Consider the following 13868-nt stretch of genomic DNA (forward strand, 5'->3'; position numbering starts at 1 on the left):
TCCTAAAAATCATTTGCATTGATCCTGTGAGGAATCGCTTTGATCTCCTCCCAGCGTTTTCCAGTTACACGATATCCGGTTCCCGGTCCCATGTAATCATTTGGGGTATTCACACCTGACATTACCTGGAAATTCTCATCCAGGATCGCCGCTGTGTGCATATAGTCTCCGATGACACGCTGCTTCAGCATATTCAGCACACTCTGGGCAAGCTCCTCAAAGCCGCTTTCTGCCAGCGCCTTCACCACATCAATGCCTGTGATGCCTCTCTTCATGAGATCATCAGCAGCCATAATGTCCGCCGCAGAATCACGGTTCAGAGTATCCTTGCTTCCATGTGCATAGGTAACTGCCTCAACCTGCTCATCGGTTACTTCCGTAAGACCCAGATATTTGAATACAGCCTGAACTGCTTTTCCTGCCTCCCTGCGGACACGGATCACTTCTTCCTCCGTTACCGGGCGCAGACCGCCGTCAACCTGCATATCTCTCTGCATAACATTGTAATCGTCAAAATCTTCCGCATCAAAGTTGGAACCTGCAAACATATTGTCATAGTTTGGCTCTGCTGCATATCCGGAGAAAATAAAGTCTGTACCCGGCATGAACTGCAGCATGGTCCTGGCAGTCCTTCTCATATCGGAATTGGAAAAGCTCTGGTCATTGGATGATGCGCATTCCAGTCCCAGAAGGGCAGCCACAAGGTTCTCTCCGATCACCTCACGGATTCCGGCAGGAACGCCTGCCGCAACACCGATACAGCTTACGGAACCATTCTGGATTCCCTGGGAACCGGCGCCCTTTGTCACATACAGACAGCGGCATTCCAGGTAAAGCATAGACTTTTTCTCACTGCTTCCCATCAGGACCTCAGAGCCTGCACCGGAGGTAAATCTTACCTTTAAGCCTCTGGATGCGTATGCGGAGTTCAGAAATGCCTTGGAATATGGGGTATCATCGCCGTCCACAAACACCTTCTCCGTACCATATACGGAAAGTGTCTCTGCATAGGTGGTAAAGCCTCGGATTCCCAGCTCCAGCTCCGTAGCCTCCTCAGCGGAACACTGGGTAAGCACACCCTTTCTTCCTGTCTGGGAGCCGATCAGAAGTGCAATGGAGCTGAATGGCGCGTATCTTGCCACGCCCATTGTGGTCTCCTCCTCGCTGAAACCGCGAAGAGCACCTTCTGCTGCGTCCGCTGCGATCTGAACCGGATCATCCTTCAGGTTTGTGATGTGAGCCTGGTTGCCCGGCACCTTTCTGGCACGCATTTTCTGCATACCCATCATCATTTCCACTACATTTAAGTAGTTGATGACCTCCTTCATCTTTGCCGGTGTAATACCGGATACGATGGTAAGGATCTCTTTTCTTGTTGTCTGGATATCCACGATCTTTCTCGCAATCTCCAGGGAGGGAATCTTCATGGATTCCTCAGTTCTGTCTATACGAATGGCATAATCTGCAATAAACTGATCCAGAAAGTCGAAATCTTCTCTCTTTTTTCCATCCAGCTCTGTGATCACACCGTTCTCAACTTTTACAGAGGGCTTTGGATCATAGGGACTATCCATGGCCACAAATCCCATCTCCGGCCACTCGTCAATAAACCCGTCTTTGTTGACAGCCCTGCTATCCAAAGTCTCAATTCTTTTTGATCTTTTCATAGCTTCTACCTTTTCTATAAAAAAGACTTTTTTCAGAAAAATCCCTTTGTCAGAAAGACCACAGCTTCGTATAAATCTTTACGATATCTTCCTTTGTGGGAACTCTGGGATTGTTCGCTGTACAGGTATCCGCAAGCGCTGCATCAGCCATCTTATCGATTGCTGCAAAATAAGCATCCGGAGTAATGGTTCCCAGCTCCTGAATAGTCAGAGGAATGTTCATTTCCTTCTGCATAAACTGGATCCAGTTTACCAGAGATCTCACAGTCATGACCTTATTGTAATTGCTCAGTCCCAGGATATGGGCGATATTGGAATACCGTTTTACTGCCGGAAGATATTCCTTCTGGCTTCTGCTGTGTTTGTTGATATCTGCATTAAACTCAACAATGTGCGGAAGAAGCATTGCATTGGCACGTCCATGAGGAATATGGAATACAGCGCCAAGCTGATGTGCCATACTGTGCGTGATTCCAAGACCTGCCGTATTAAAGGAAAGACCTGCCAGACAGGATGCTACGTGCATTTTATTGCGGGCGTGCATATCGTTTCCGTCCAGATAAGCCCTAAGCAGGAATACACCGCAGATCTCAATGGCTTTTTCCGCGAGCGCGGAAGAAAACTCATTATGTGCTGTACTCACATAGGATTCCAACGCATGGGTGAAAACATCCATACCTGTGTCTGCCGTAATAGACGGAGGCACGCTTCTTACCAGCTCTGCGTCCAGAATCGCTTCATCCGCTGTCAGACTGTCTGAAATCAGCGGATATTTTACATGTGCATCCGTATCATTTACTACAGCAAAGGAGGTTACCTCAGAGCCTGTACCGCTTGTAGTCGGTATGGCGATCAGTCCAACCTTTCCATAGTTATTGATCTTCAATGCAAACTCACGGATTGCCTTTGAAGAATCGATCGCGGATCCTCCTCCTACGGCCACGATTGCTTCCGGCTGATACTGCAGAAACTTTTTAACGCCTTCTGCAATTTTTCCTACCGGCGCATCCGGTACCACATCGCTGAAAATATCATACTCGATACCGCCCTTATCAAGGGGTCCCGTAATCAAGTCAATCATACTTCCTTTTGCAATAAACGGATCTGTAATGACCAGCACCCGTTTATACGGAAGATTTCTCAGTCTGTCCAGTGCATTGTCGCCGAAATGGATGACTGTTCTCATTTCAAAGGTATTCATATATGATGCTCCTTTTCCGTTAGACGCTATGACGGATATCTGCATTCCACGCCGCTCTCTTCAAACAGCTTCAGCCATTTGTCGGAGGGCTTTGTGTCCGTCACAACGATCTCCACGTCCCGCAGATTTCCGGCAACAGAAAACGCGGTTTGGTCAAATTTTGTACTGTCTACAACCAGAATCTTTCTCCGTCCGGAGGCTATCATGGCCTTTTTTGCTGAGCCGAAGGCTTCCTGGGATTCCATGATCCCCCAGCTCGTGTCAAGGGCCTTGCAGGAGAAGATCGCCGTATCCACATAATAAGAACGGATCACTTCTTCTGTTCTTGAACCAAGGAAAGCCAGATAGCCTTCCTTCATCATGCCTCCCGTGGAAATGATATTCCATCCGGACACGTCAGACAACTCCAGAAGTATCTCCATGGAATTGGTAATAACGGTCAGACGCTCTTTTTCTTTCAGGGCCTTGGCAACAAAAACGGCTGTGGTGCTGGCATCCAGGAAAAGATGCTCTCCCTCGTGCACCAGCGAAGCCACGATCTCCGCCATTCTCTGCTTGCCCGCTACATTCTGGTTTTTTCTGACATTGAAGGGCAAATCAATACTGACATCCTCATTAATCACCGCGCCGCCGTAGCTCTTGATAGCCAACCCTTCTTTTTCCAGCTTATCAAGATCACGTCGGATGGTTTCTTCAGAGACATTATAAAGCTGGCTCAGTTCACTTACCACAACCCGCTTTTCTTCCTGAAGTTTTTCCAGAATCAAATTCCGTCTCTCTAATGCTAGCATAATCTTCTGCCTCCTTTTGAGGTGTCAAGGTATGACTAGAGAAGGCTGTCGATCATACGCCTGTCAGGATGGGCGATAACGGAAGAATCCAGATACATGCCCTTTTCTGCAACAAGCTCTTTCGCTCTCTGAATAGATGCTTCCACTGCGGAAACTTCTCCGGTAATCATCATATATGATTTACCGCACATACCTTTTGCGATACGAAGTTCGATCAGATCAACGATTGCCGTCTTTGCAGCCTGATCTGCCGCCTCGATGATAGAAGCAGCATCATAGGTCTCCAGGATTCCCAAAGCACTGATTTCTTCCACCTGAGTGGTTCCGTAGATAGCCGGGAAAATGGAGTCATGGGGATTACCCAGCACAAAGCTGTCAATACATTTATCCTCATATGTTGTCACAGCCGCGTCAACGGCAGCCTTTACCGCACTTAAATCACCGGTAATAATTGCAATATATTTGCCCGGACACACGGTCTGCGCCTCGACGATCTCTACTTCAGATGTCTTTACCATTGCATCTGCTGCAGTAACGCCGGTGGCTGTGGTTTTGAATTCAATCATTCCGATTGCTTTACTCATGTTCTGCACGTCCTTTCTAATTCTTTGCAATTATAATGTGGCGGTCTGTCACTTCGGTTACCTTTCCACAGATCGTTGCGTGGATTCCCACACTTAATCCGTTGGCAGGCTGCGCGATCATCTGCCCTCTTGTCACTTCATCGCCTACTTTTACAATCGCCTGGGCCGGTGCTCCGATATGCTGGCTTAAAAGGATCTTTACTTTTGGAACGCCAACTAAGGTTTCGTCCATCGGTGCATCCTTATCGTACCTGGTCAGGCCAAGACGTGCCATCAGTCGTTCTTCCGGTACTTTGCGGTAAGCCCTGGATTCCTGAACAGGTGCCGGCTGTACTCCCTGAGGCGGACGGACGCCGCCTTTTCTGAGGCCGGCTTTCATATCTGCCAGAAGTGTTCTTGGAGCAAGACTCTGTGGACAGGAATACATCTCACATACACCGCAGGAGCTGCAGAAAGCTGCGTCAATATATGGATTCAGATCCCTGAAATCCTGGTTGGAGGCTGCTCTCATAAACCTTGCCGGGTCAATGGGATGTCCAAGGTTGTTACGCGGACAAAGGTCCGTACAGGTGTTACACTGGCAGCAAATGGATGCTGCACGTTTTAAATCTATGGAAGAAGTACGCATCTTCTTCTGTACAATCACATGATCCTTTGGAAGAACCAGGATCGCGTTTGTTGTCTTTGTTACCGGCTCAGAACCTGTGCCGATGCGGCCCATCATAGGTCCGCCGATAAAATATACCGGATCCTTGATCGTTACGCCACCTGCCTGGGCAACAACATCATCCATGGTACAGCCCAGAGGAACCCGAACTGTTACAGGGTTGTTTACTTCTGCCACAACAGAAACGTATTTATCGGTTACCGGTTTCTTTTTTTCTACTGCGCGGTAAACATTGTAGATGGTTTCCACATTGAACACTGCTACTCCCTGCTCAATGGGAAGTCCGCCAGGTCTTACCACGCGCCCGGTTGCCTCGTAGATCAGGACAACCTCATCTCCCATAGGATATACCTCATCCAAAAGGTGAATCCGCATATTCGGGAATTCTTCAATATGCTGGTTTAAAGCATTCACAGTCTGTACATAAGATTTTTTGATTCCAATGATGGCTTCAGATGCACCAACGGTCTCTGCCACCAGATTGAAAGTCTTCATAATCTCATATGCGTGCTTTTCTAATAACTGTCTGTGTAGTTTCAGTAAAGGCTCGCACTCTGCACAGTTCATGAGAATAGTATTCGCCTTGTCGCTGAGCTTCATATATGTAGGGAAGCCTGCGCCTCCGGCACCTACTACACCATTCTCCTGTATAATATTCTGTAATTCTTTGATATCCATGGCGTTACTCCAATCCTGCACCGTCATCGACGATACCAACAATGGCAGCATCTACCGGTGCTGTTTCTACGCCGCAGCCAATTCTTGCTGCGCTTCCTTGTGCCACCAATACATATTCACCGATTCCTGCACCAATGATATCGATTGCAACAATCTGACTGAGGTCACCCTTCATATGATGCAACGGCTCCACAATCATGAATTTACTTCCTATCAGTTTTTCACTTTTCCGTGTGGAAACCACGCTTCCTACCACTTTGCCTACAATCATATGAGCCTCCGAAATTTTCTGATAATCCTCCACTGCCGATGACAGAAACTGCCATCGGCTATGGGGAGGAATTTATTCATTTTATTTAATGATGGTAACTGTATTGCCTGTGGCGATTTTTGCTGCGTTTGCTTCATCGGTATCGATGTGCATTTCCAGAGTAAAGCTGTCATGCACACGGATCTTTACCTGATTGAAAATCGTTCCACGCTCATTGTCAGCTTTTACGGAAACGATATCGCCGTCCTTGACACCTGCTGCCTGCGCATCCTTCGGAGACATATGTATATGACGCATAGCCACAATACATCCCTCGTTCAGATAGATCGCACCTTTCGGTCCTACGATAGCGATCGGAGCACTGCCCTTTACATCGCCGGATTCACGAACCGGAACCTTCATGCCAAGCTTGATGGCATCTGTAGCAGATACCTCAACCTGGGATGCTTTGCGGACCGGTCCTAAGATTCTGACGTTTTCGATCGCACGAAGCTTCAGCCCTACAATCGTAACAGTCTCGTTAGAAGCAAACTGTCCGCCCATCAGCTCTTTCTTTTTGGTGAGCTGATATCCGGGTCCGAATAATGCTTCTACATGCTCCTGTGTCAGGTGGATATGTCTTGCGGAAACTCCAATCGGCACCATAAAGCCTTCGCCTTTTGTTTCATTCTTATTAATTGCCTCGATTACCATTTTAGTAATGAGTTCGATATTATTCGTTTCCAAGAGTACACCCGCTTTCTTTCCAGTTTTTTCCTGCATTCAGGCCAGATTACTTGCGGAAACAGATTGGCCCGGCCAATCTGGGGCGAATAACCTCACCTTGTTCGGTTATTCTTATTTAAGAACCGGAAGGATTTTCTCAACGTCAGTGTGTGGTCTCGGGATTACATGGGTAGCTACCAGCTCGCCAAGTCTGGATGCTGCTGCGCTTCCGCTCTCAACTGCAGATTTAACAGCTCCTACATCTCCGCGAACCATAACAGTTACAAGACCGGAACCGATCTTCTCTGTGCCAACTAATGCAACGTTAGCTGCTTTGCACATCTGGTCTGCTGCCTCGATAGCTGCTGTAAGTCCTCTGGTTTCTACCATTCCTAATGCTTCCTGTGTCATAATTCTTTCCTCCTTATGATTTGCTGAGCTTTCAGCGTTTACTTTTTGGGATTCTGTACTTTTTACCTCAGCCGGTGCTGCGTCTGCTGCTGCGGCCTGGGTTTTTGTAGCTTTTGCCGTTCTTCTGGGAGCGGCTGCCTTTTTAGGGGCTGCTTTTTTCGCTGTTTCTTTCTTTTCTTCGTCAGCCATCGTTCATCCCCCTATTTTTTCTTGTTTTTCCATCGACTTGCGCTTAATTCCACCATCTTGACGATTTCCTCATGGGGACGGGCAATTACTGCGTAGCTCGCCGGTTTTTTAATGGCTCCTGCTGCCGCTGCTTCCACAGCTTCCGTGACAGCAGCCACATCGCCTTCTACAATAATGGTCACCAGTCGTCCGCCCAGCTTACGCTCCCATGACGCCAGCTCAACGTCTGCCGTTTTGCACATGATGTCCAGGGCATCCATAGCTGCCACAACACCTGTGATTTCTATAAAACCATATGATTTACTCATGAGCGAACTCCTTAATACCTTTCATCCATTAGATGGTAGGCAGGATCTTTTCCACGTCGTTATGCGGTCTCGGGATTACATGGGTAGCTACCAGCTCACCAAGTCTGGATGCTGCTGCGCTTCCGCTCTCAACGGCTGCCTTAACAGCTCCTACATCTCCGCGAACCATAACAGTTACAAGACCGGAACCGATTTTTTCGGTGCCAACCAGGCTAACCTCTGCTGCTTTTGTCATTGCATCTGCTGCCTCGATTGCAGCGGTAAGTCCTCTGGTTTCTACCATTCCTAAAGCTTCCTGTGCCATGATGAATTCCTCCTGAATTTAACCTCAATTAATAAAAATATCTTTTAAACCATCCATACAGCGCTAGTTTTTATCCAAAGCGCTGATCTTCAGCATTTTCTCCGTACCGGATTCCGGATTGGCGATCACATAATGCTGAACCACTCCGGTCATTCTGTTTGCAGTTTCTATTCCGGCTTCCACAGCCGCTGTCACGTCTGCCACGCTTCCGCGGAATTTGATGCAGACAAGAAGCGGTACCGGCAGGCTGTCCGCATTTGCAGGTTTATTTTTATCAAAAACCTCCAGATGGACATTTGCTGCCTTACAGCCGGCATCGGCCGCTACGAAAGCTGTGGTAAGTCCGAATACCTCTAAAATTCCTACAGCTTCTGCCATCTTGCTTCTCCTTTATCCTGCAACTATTTGTTGATAACTGCAATCTTCAGACCTGTCATAGCAAGATTGGTCTTCAGAGCCTCGTTGATCTCCTCTAACGGGAATCTGTCTGTGATCAGCTCAGACATCGGAAGTCCGATACCCTTTGCTCTTCTCAGGAAATCAAAGGTTGTAACATAATCTCTCAGGGTGTATACCCAGGAGCCTACGGTCGTGATCTCTTTGGAGCAGATATCAAAGTGCGGGTTGATGGTAGCATCTCCGCCGTTGATGAAGAAACCAAGCTCGCAAAGTCCGCCGCCGTTGCGGATGAATTTATAAATGTTAGAGTGTGCAACAGGAGAACCTGTACACTGGAACGCAAAGTCTGCCAGATGTCCGCCGAATGCATCCTTCACTCCGCCTGCAAGGGCTTCGATTCCCTTGAAGTCCTGGAAGTTTACGGATACCTCTGCGCCCATTCTCTTAGCGAAATCAAGACGCTGCTGATTTCCGTCTACTGCACAGATATTCTCGATACCCATGGTACGGAGAACTGCGATACAGATCAGACCGATCGGTCCGCATCCCTGTACAACAACTCTGCTGTTGAAACGAAGGATACCGGTTGTTTTAGCTCTCTCAACTGCATGTACAAGAACTGCACACGGCTCGATCAGGATACGGGAATCAAGATCCAGGTCGCTTACATTAAAGAATGTGGAACCAAAATCTCCGCCGCGGATGAAGATGTAATCGGAGAACCATCCGTTCAGATGAACGTCATCATCTGGAAGAAGTCCGTATACATCAGCGCCGCCTACGTTTTTCTTATTCAGGTCGAACATTGTGATCTCAGGATCATCCTTGAAGATCATACAGGTGACAACTTTATCACCGACCTTAACCGGTTTGCCTGCGGTGTCAGTCTTTACGTTTTTACCCATAGCCACGATTTCACCGGTTCCCTCATGTCCAAGCGCTACCGGGATCAGGTTAAACGGGTCTCTCTTAAACTCATGAGCGTCTGTACCGCAAACGCCGCAGCCTTCTACCTTAACAAGAATATCGTCATCGCCTACAGGAGGGATCGGGTATTCTTTTAAGTCGAAGTGCTCTTTCTCTGTCAGGACTGCAACTCTTGCAGTTTTCGGGATTGCTCCGCCTGCTGCCGGTGCTGCTTTTGCCGGTGCAGTAGACTCAGAAGTGGTTCCTGTCATACCAGCAAGTACCTGTTTTACAATTTCTTCAATATTTACATTATTCATATCCATTATTCTTTATCCTCCTGTCAACGAATGCAAAGGCTGTCTGACATTACGCAGCGTCTTCTCTTAGTAAAGGTACTTGCACTTGTCAGACCCTCACCTGTACGGCTTGCGATGGTAAAGGTGCAGTAGCCTTCTCCTCCGAATCCAAGTGCTGCATAGGAAGGTGCATTCTTTACAAGGATTGCGGTGTCGATTGCTTTCGCATATTTGGTGATATTGTCAATGTTCTTGGAATGGATGTGTGCAGAATGGCGGTTGCCATGCTCAAGCCATACAGCCTGCTCTACCGCATCATCAAAATCCTTTGCTCTTACAACGCCCAGGATCGGCATCATAAGCTCCGTAGTGATCAGCGGATGCTCCTTCGGTCCCTCGAACACGATACAGCGGATGTTTGCCGGAACATTGACTCCGATCATGGAAAGTAATGTTCTTGCGTCACGTCCTACGCATTTACGGTTCAGCTTTCCGCCTGCCAGAACAACATCTGTCAGCTTCTTCTGCTCTTCCTCAGAAGCCAGGTAGCAGTCGTTCTCAGTAATAAGATAGTGCATCAGTTCATCCACGATCGGTGAAACTGCTACGATCTCTTTTTCTGCGATACACGGAAGGTTATTGTCGAATGTACATCCGTTTACGATATCCTGAGCAGCCTTACGGATGTCTGCTGTCTCATCCACCAGTGCCGGCGGGTTGCCTGCACCTGCGCCGATGCCGCGCTTTCCGGAGGAAAGGACTGCGGTTACAACGCCTGGGCCACCTGTTGCGGCGATGAGCGGGATATCTTTATGTTTCATCATGATATTGCTTGTCTCTAAGGTTGGTTTTTCTACCGTTACCGCAATGTTATCCGGTCCGCCTGCTTCCAGGGAAGCCTCGTTCAGAAGATTGATCGCGTAGATAGATGTTTTGATAGCAGCCGGATGAGGATTGAATACAACTGTATTTCCTCCTGCCAGCATGCCGATCGTGTTGCACAGGATCGTTTCGCTTGGGTTTGTACATGGAGTAATTGCACCGATCACACCGAACGGTCCCATTTCAATAAGGGTAAGTCCTCTGTCGCCGGACCATGCAGTTGTGGTGATATCCTCAGTACCTGGGGTCTTGTCCGCTACAAGATGATGTTTCAGGATCTTGTCGCCAACATTTCCCATACCGGTTTCGTCCACACCCATGCGGGCAAGAACTTCCGCATTTTCTTTTGTCTTTTTGCGGATGCAGGTGATGATTTTTTCTCTCTGGTCCATGGACATTCTCTTTACGATCAGTTCAGCCTTCTTAGCTGCCTCGATCGCATCGTTCATGTCTTTGAAAATGCCATGTTTACCGGCCGGAGCTGCTGCAATCTGCATTTTTGCCATTACTTCCTGTACAATATCCTGTACCATGCTTTCGCTAATTGGCATGAGATTGTTCCTCCTTACGATTCACAGGTAATTATTTCAGTCCTAACTGTGCCATAACCTGTTTTGTGATATTTGCTACCAGTTCTGCGTCAGAAGCTTTCGGAGCATCGCTTGCGTCCTTGCCCACGAAATCATACTGATATCCCGGGAACTGTTTGTATTCTTCGCTGTGGCATGCGCCGCCGCAGTTGTGGCAGTTCTTTCCGTCTTTGTTCAGGCAGATGCTTGCCGGATGTTTTCCTGGCATACCAAATTTACGACGGATCGCATACAGTTTCTCGATATTCTTCTCATCGAATTCCTTCGGGCCGCCCAGAAGCTTGGACTGATACAGAAGCTGTGCATAGAATTCAACGGATTCCATCTTCATGTATGCAGCGTTCAGATCTGTGCTCCAGGTAAGTGCTCCGTGATTCTCAAGAAGAACTGCGTCGAAATATGGAAGGTATTTTTCCAGATTGTCCGGAATTTCCATAGTGGAAGGTGTACCGTACTCAGCGATCGGCACGCATCCTAATGCGATAACTGCCTCTGGCATGATCGGCTGTGTCAGCGGGATGCCTGCAATTGCAAAAGAGGTTGCGTAGATAGGATGAGCATGTACAACGGAACCAACATCCGGTCTCTTCTCATACACTCTCATGTGCATTTTGATCTCAGAGGATGGTTTGAAGCCCGGGTTAGCCTGAATCACATTACCCTTTGCATCTACTTTACAGATGAACTCAGGTGTCATAAATCCTTTGGATACACCTGTAGGTGTGCAAAGGAATTCATTGTCGTTGAGCTTTACGGAAATGTTTCCGTCATTTGCTGCAACCATGTTGCGATTGTAGATTCTTCTTCCAATGTCGCAAATCTGTTTTTTGATTTCAAATTCGTTTACCATGCTTTTCTTCCTCCTTAAGCGCATTTGGATACGGCTGCCCTCATTTTTTTACAGCCGTATCAGGTAACTTTTTTTATGGCCGCGCACTGGCAGCCTTGTTACTTTTGTTTCTGATGCAATTTTACCGCATCCCACAAGATAAGTCAAGTATATTCCGTTGTTTTGTGTTGTTTTCTGTGGAATTTTAGTGTTGTTTTTATTGTGATTTCTCATTTTCTTGTTCCCAGGGCATCACATCGCCTTCTTCTCTCAGGTATTCCAGTATTTCCGGAACACCTTCATGGGTTTTGGAATCCACATAAAAAATCTTTTTGCAGCCGGCAAGTCTCAGCCATGAGGTTGCCATATCTCTGCGCGCATCCGGTTCGTGGATCTTCGTCACGATCCCGATCACCTCGCGGTTAGCCATACAGGTAATGCAGGGCGGGAACAGACAGTAGGGTTCTGTTGCCGAAACAAGGAGTCCCACAATATCAGACTCATATGTATACAGCGCAAGGGCATGTCCAAGCCCTTTCGTCTGGGCATATTCTCCCGGCGTATCCACAATTACATCAAAATGATTCACATACTGGGTCTTGTGATAATGTATCTTTTCTCCCCGCAATGCCTGGGTCAGGGTCGTCTTACCCGCTTCACTGCGGCCAATAAGAACCATTTTTTTCATAATTCCAAGCCAATCCTTTCCAATCGTATAACGGGGTATCTATTCTGATAAAGTATCACGTTCTGGTGATCGGACATACGACGAATCCCAGTTTTTCGCCAACATACTCCAAAATCGAATTAGTAGACGATTCAACCTCCGAAACTGTGCCCGTGATAATCAGGCTTCCGCTGAACCGGTCCACAAATCCCAGTTCCACACCGGATGACTTGAGGGCGATGTCTGCCATGATAATGGCTGTTTCCGCCGGACTGACTGTCATAATGCCGATAGCAGCCCTGGAATAATCAATCGTCGGATCAAGTCCCAACTTTGTGTAAAGAATCTTGTCAGGATTTGCGATGATATGGGCCAGCGAGACCTGTTTGCCCGGAACCAGTTCCTGTACAATACGCTGCTTCATCTCTGGAGACATATTGTCCGTGTATCCCATCTTTTAACCTCCAATCTGACAGAAAAATCTAAGATTCTCCTGTCTTAGTCCGCTCCCCCGCCAGCAGGCGCGGCAGCGAAACGGCGAATGTGTTTCATGTATTTTATTATACTCTTTGTACATATTAATGTCAACAAAAAACAACATGTTTTTGCCATAAAAATGTGGTTTTTGTTTGTTTTTTATTGTGGTTTTTGTTTGTTTTTTTCAAACTTCTTAATTTTTATGTTGACAACCTTATTTTACTCTGTCATACTTGATTTAAATAGAAATTTCAAAGCGAAAGGAGACGGTTTTATGTACCTTTCCGATATGCATACGCATTCCATTGCCAGCGGTCATGGAACCTCGTGCACCATCAGCCATATGGCAAAAAAAGCTGCCGAGAGAGGCCTTAAGCTTTTGGGCATCACAGATCATGGGCCCGCTACTCTCGCTGCCGGAACGCCATCTTATTTCCGCAGCCTCACCTTCTCTCCCAAGAGGCGGTTCGGCGTAGATTTATTATTCGGTGTGGAATTGAACATTTTAGATACAGACGGAAGGATCGATCTGGAAAAGGAGCTGCTGGACAGACTGGATTATGCTATTGCCAGTATGCACACTCAGAATTTTCGCCCGCTGACCCGCGAGGCGAACACTATAGCTTTTATAAACGCCATTAAGAATCCTTCTGTAAAAATTCTGGGTCACTGTGATGATACCCATTATCCGTTAGACTATGATACCCTGATAAAAGCCGCCGGGGAATACGGCGCTGTCCCGGAGATCAACGAGGCTTCCCTCGCCCCTTATGGCTACCGCGGAGACACCAGGGCAAATGTACTGGAGATCCTCCGCTGCTGTGTAAAATATCAGGTACCTATACTTCTTTCCAGTGACAGTCACGGCACCGCACATGTGGGCGACTTTACTCATGCGGCAGAATTTGTCCATCAGGCCATGTTCCCGGAAAGTCTGATCCTCAATAATCAGCTTCCCAGACTGAAGGTATTTTTACAGACGCGCTGACTTGTTTAAAAAAAATCTCAGGGTCAGGTGTGGCTTATGCAAGTCACACCTGACC

17 protein-coding genes are annotated in these 13868 nt (G+C 47.4%); 1 reads left to right on the forward strand and 16 read right to left on the reverse strand.

From position 1 onward, the window contains the following. Positions 1-2 precede the first annotated feature (2 nt). From ACESZH_RS06675 to ACESZH_RS06750, 16 genes are all read right to left on the reverse strand, one after another. Entirely contained in the window at positions 3-1667 is a 1665-nt protein-coding gene (locus tag ACESZH_RS06675) for a propanediol/glycerol family dehydratase large subunit (protein ID WP_373212884.1), read from the reverse strand. Positions 1668-1716: 49 nt separating this feature from the next. After that, a complete protein-coding gene (locus tag ACESZH_RS06680; protein ID WP_373212883.1) occupies positions 1717-2868 on the reverse strand; it encodes a 1-propanol dehydrogenase PduQ in 1152 nt (383 codons plus the stop codon). A 26-nt stretch (positions 2869-2894) separates the two neighbouring features. Beyond that, positions 2895-3659: a DeoR/GlpR family DNA-binding transcription regulator gene (locus ACESZH_RS06685; RefSeq protein ID WP_373212881.1), complete on the reverse strand. Its 765-nt coding sequence runs from the start codon at positions 3657-3659 to the stop codon at positions 2895-2897. Between the two features lie 35 nt (positions 3660-3694). Further along, positions 3695-4243: a BMC domain-containing protein gene (locus ACESZH_RS06690; protein ID WP_373212880.1), complete on the reverse strand. Its 549-nt coding sequence runs from the start codon at positions 4241-4243 to the stop codon at positions 3695-3697. 16 nt (positions 4244-4259) lie between these two features. Continuing rightward, entirely contained in the window at positions 4260-5588 is a 1329-nt protein-coding gene (locus ACESZH_RS06695) for a 4Fe-4S dicluster domain-containing protein (RefSeq protein WP_373212878.1), read from the reverse strand. Between the two features lie 4 nt (positions 5589-5592). Further along, entirely contained in the window at positions 5593-5859 is a 267-nt protein-coding gene (locus ACESZH_RS06700; protein WP_373212876.1) for a EutN/CcmL family microcompartment protein, read from the reverse strand. An 81-nt stretch (positions 5860-5940) separates the two neighbouring features. After that, complete coding sequence (gene pduL, locus ACESZH_RS06705) at positions 5941-6552, reverse strand: phosphate propanoyltransferase (protein WP_373213674.1); 612 nt, start codon at positions 6550-6552, stop codon at positions 5941-5943. A 144-nt stretch (positions 6553-6696) separates the two neighbouring features. Then, positions 6697-6975, reverse strand: a complete 279-nt coding sequence (locus tag ACESZH_RS06710) for a BMC domain-containing protein (RefSeq protein WP_005427721.1) — start codon at positions 6973-6975, stop codon at positions 6697-6699. 200 nt (positions 6976-7175) lie between these two features. Then, positions 7176-7472 carry a BMC domain-containing protein gene (locus tag ACESZH_RS06715; protein ID WP_373212874.1) on the reverse strand — a complete coding sequence of 99 codons (297 nt, stop codon included), beginning with the start codon at positions 7470-7472 and terminating at the stop codon, positions 7176-7178. Positions 7473-7500: 28 nt separating this feature from the next. After that, positions 7501-7776, reverse strand: a complete 276-nt coding sequence (locus ACESZH_RS06720) for a BMC domain-containing protein (RefSeq protein ID WP_373212872.1) — start codon at positions 7774-7776, stop codon at positions 7501-7503. A gap of 63 nt (positions 7777-7839) precedes the next feature. After that, positions 7840-8154, reverse strand: a complete 315-nt coding sequence (locus tag ACESZH_RS06725) for a BMC domain-containing protein (protein WP_373212870.1) — start codon at positions 8152-8154, stop codon at positions 7840-7842. 23 nt (positions 8155-8177) lie between these two features. Next, positions 8178-9407, reverse strand: a complete 1230-nt coding sequence (locus tag ACESZH_RS06730; RefSeq protein WP_373212868.1) for a zinc-binding dehydrogenase — start codon at positions 9405-9407, stop codon at positions 8178-8180. 17 nt (positions 9408-9424) lie between these two features. Next, positions 9425-10813 (reverse strand): aldehyde dehydrogenase family protein, encoded by a 1389-nt coding sequence (locus tag ACESZH_RS06735; RefSeq protein ID WP_373212865.1) that lies wholly within the window; start codon positions 10811-10813, stop codon positions 9425-9427. Positions 10814-10844: 31 nt separating this feature from the next. After that, positions 10845-11702 carry a class II aldolase/adducin family protein gene (locus tag ACESZH_RS06740; RefSeq protein ID WP_373212863.1) on the reverse strand — a complete coding sequence of 286 codons (858 nt, stop codon included), beginning with the start codon at positions 11700-11702 and terminating at the stop codon, positions 10845-10847. A 196-nt stretch (positions 11703-11898) separates the two neighbouring features. Continuing rightward, the gene (locus tag ACESZH_RS06745; protein ID WP_373212860.1) at positions 11899-12369 is read right to left on the reverse strand and encodes a EutP/PduV family microcompartment system protein; all 471 of its coding nucleotides are present in this window, start codon (positions 12367-12369) and stop codon (positions 11899-11901) included. A gap of 55 nt (positions 12370-12424) precedes the next feature. Beyond that, a complete protein-coding gene (locus ACESZH_RS06750; protein ID WP_373212857.1) occupies positions 12425-12802 on the reverse strand; it encodes a BMC domain-containing protein in 378 nt (125 codons plus the stop codon). 297 nt (positions 12803-13099) lie between these two features. Between ACESZH_RS06750 and ACESZH_RS06755 the strand changes: the two genes are divergently transcribed. Next, positions 13100-13813, forward strand: coding sequence for a phosphatase (locus ACESZH_RS06755; protein ID WP_373212855.1), 714 nt, complete (start codon positions 13100-13102; stop codon positions 13811-13813). Positions 13814-13868 lie beyond the last annotated feature (55 nt).

Source organism: Ruminococcus sp. 5_1_39BFAA, assembly GCF_964240875.1.
GTDB lineage: Bacteria > Bacillota > Clostridia > Lachnospirales > Lachnospiraceae > Blautia_A.

Bases quoted from the DNA above. Each gene is read 5' to 3' on its own strand.
- ACESZH_RS06710 (WP_005427721.1), bottom strand. From the start codon at position 6,975: ATGACACAGGAAGCATTAGGAATGGTAGAAACCAGAGGACTTACAGCA.
- ACESZH_RS06730 (WP_373212868.1), bottom strand. From the start codon at position 9,407: ATGGATATGAATAATGTAAATATTGAAGAAATTGTAAAACAGGTACTT.
- ACESZH_RS06700 (WP_373212876.1), bottom strand. From the start codon at position 5,859: ATGATTGTAGGCAAAGTGGTAGGAAGCGTGGTTTCCACACGGAAAAGT.
- ACESZH_RS06740 (WP_373212863.1), bottom strand. From the start codon at position 11,702: ATGGTAAACGAATTTGAAATCAAAAAACAGATTTGCGACATTGGAAGA.
- ACESZH_RS06725 (WP_373212870.1), bottom strand. From the start codon at position 8,154: ATGGCAGAAGCTGTAGGAATTTTAGAGGTATTCGGACTTACCACAGCT.
- pduL (WP_373213674.1), bottom strand. From the start codon at position 6,552: ATGGTAATCGAGGCAATTAATAAGAATGAAACAAAAGGCGAAGGCTTT.
- ACESZH_RS06690 (WP_373212880.1), bottom strand. From the start codon at position 4,243: ATGAGTAAAGCAATCGGAATGATTGAATTCAAAACCACAGCCACCGGC.
- ACESZH_RS06685 (WP_373212881.1), bottom strand. From the start codon at position 3,659: ATGCTAGCATTAGAGAGACGGAATTTGATTCTGGAAAAACTTCAGGAA.
- ACESZH_RS06720 (WP_373212872.1), bottom strand. From the start codon at position 7,776: ATGGCACAGGAAGCTTTAGGAATGGTAGAAACCAGAGGACTTACCGCT.
- ACESZH_RS06695 (WP_373212878.1), bottom strand. From the start codon at position 5,588: ATGGATATCAAAGAATTACAGAATATTATACAGGAGAATGGTGTAGTA.
- ACESZH_RS06735 (WP_373212865.1), bottom strand. From the start codon at position 10,813: ATGCCAATTAGCGAAAGCATGGTACAGGATATTGTACAGGAAGTAATG.
- ACESZH_RS06715 (WP_373212874.1), bottom strand. From the start codon at position 7,472: ATGAGTAAATCATATGGTTTTATAGAAATCACAGGTGTTGTGGCAGCT.
- ACESZH_RS06680 (WP_373212883.1), bottom strand. From the start codon at position 2,868: ATGAATACCTTTGAAATGAGAACAGTCATCCATTTCGGCGACAATGCA.
- ACESZH_RS06675 (WP_373212884.1), bottom strand. From the start codon at position 1,667: ATGAAAAGATCAAAAAGAATTGAGACTTTGGATAGCAGGGCTGTCAAC.
- ACESZH_RS06745 (WP_373212860.1), bottom strand. From the start codon at position 12,369: ATGAAAAAAATGGTTCTTATTGGCCGCAGTGAAGCGGGTAAGACGACC.
- ACESZH_RS06750 (WP_373212857.1), bottom strand. From the start codon at position 12,802: ATGGGATACACGGACAATATGTCTCCAGAGATGAAGCAGCGTATTGTA.
- ACESZH_RS06755 (WP_373212855.1), top strand. From the start codon at position 13,100: ATGTACCTTTCCGATATGCATACGCATTCCATTGCCAGCGGTCATGGA.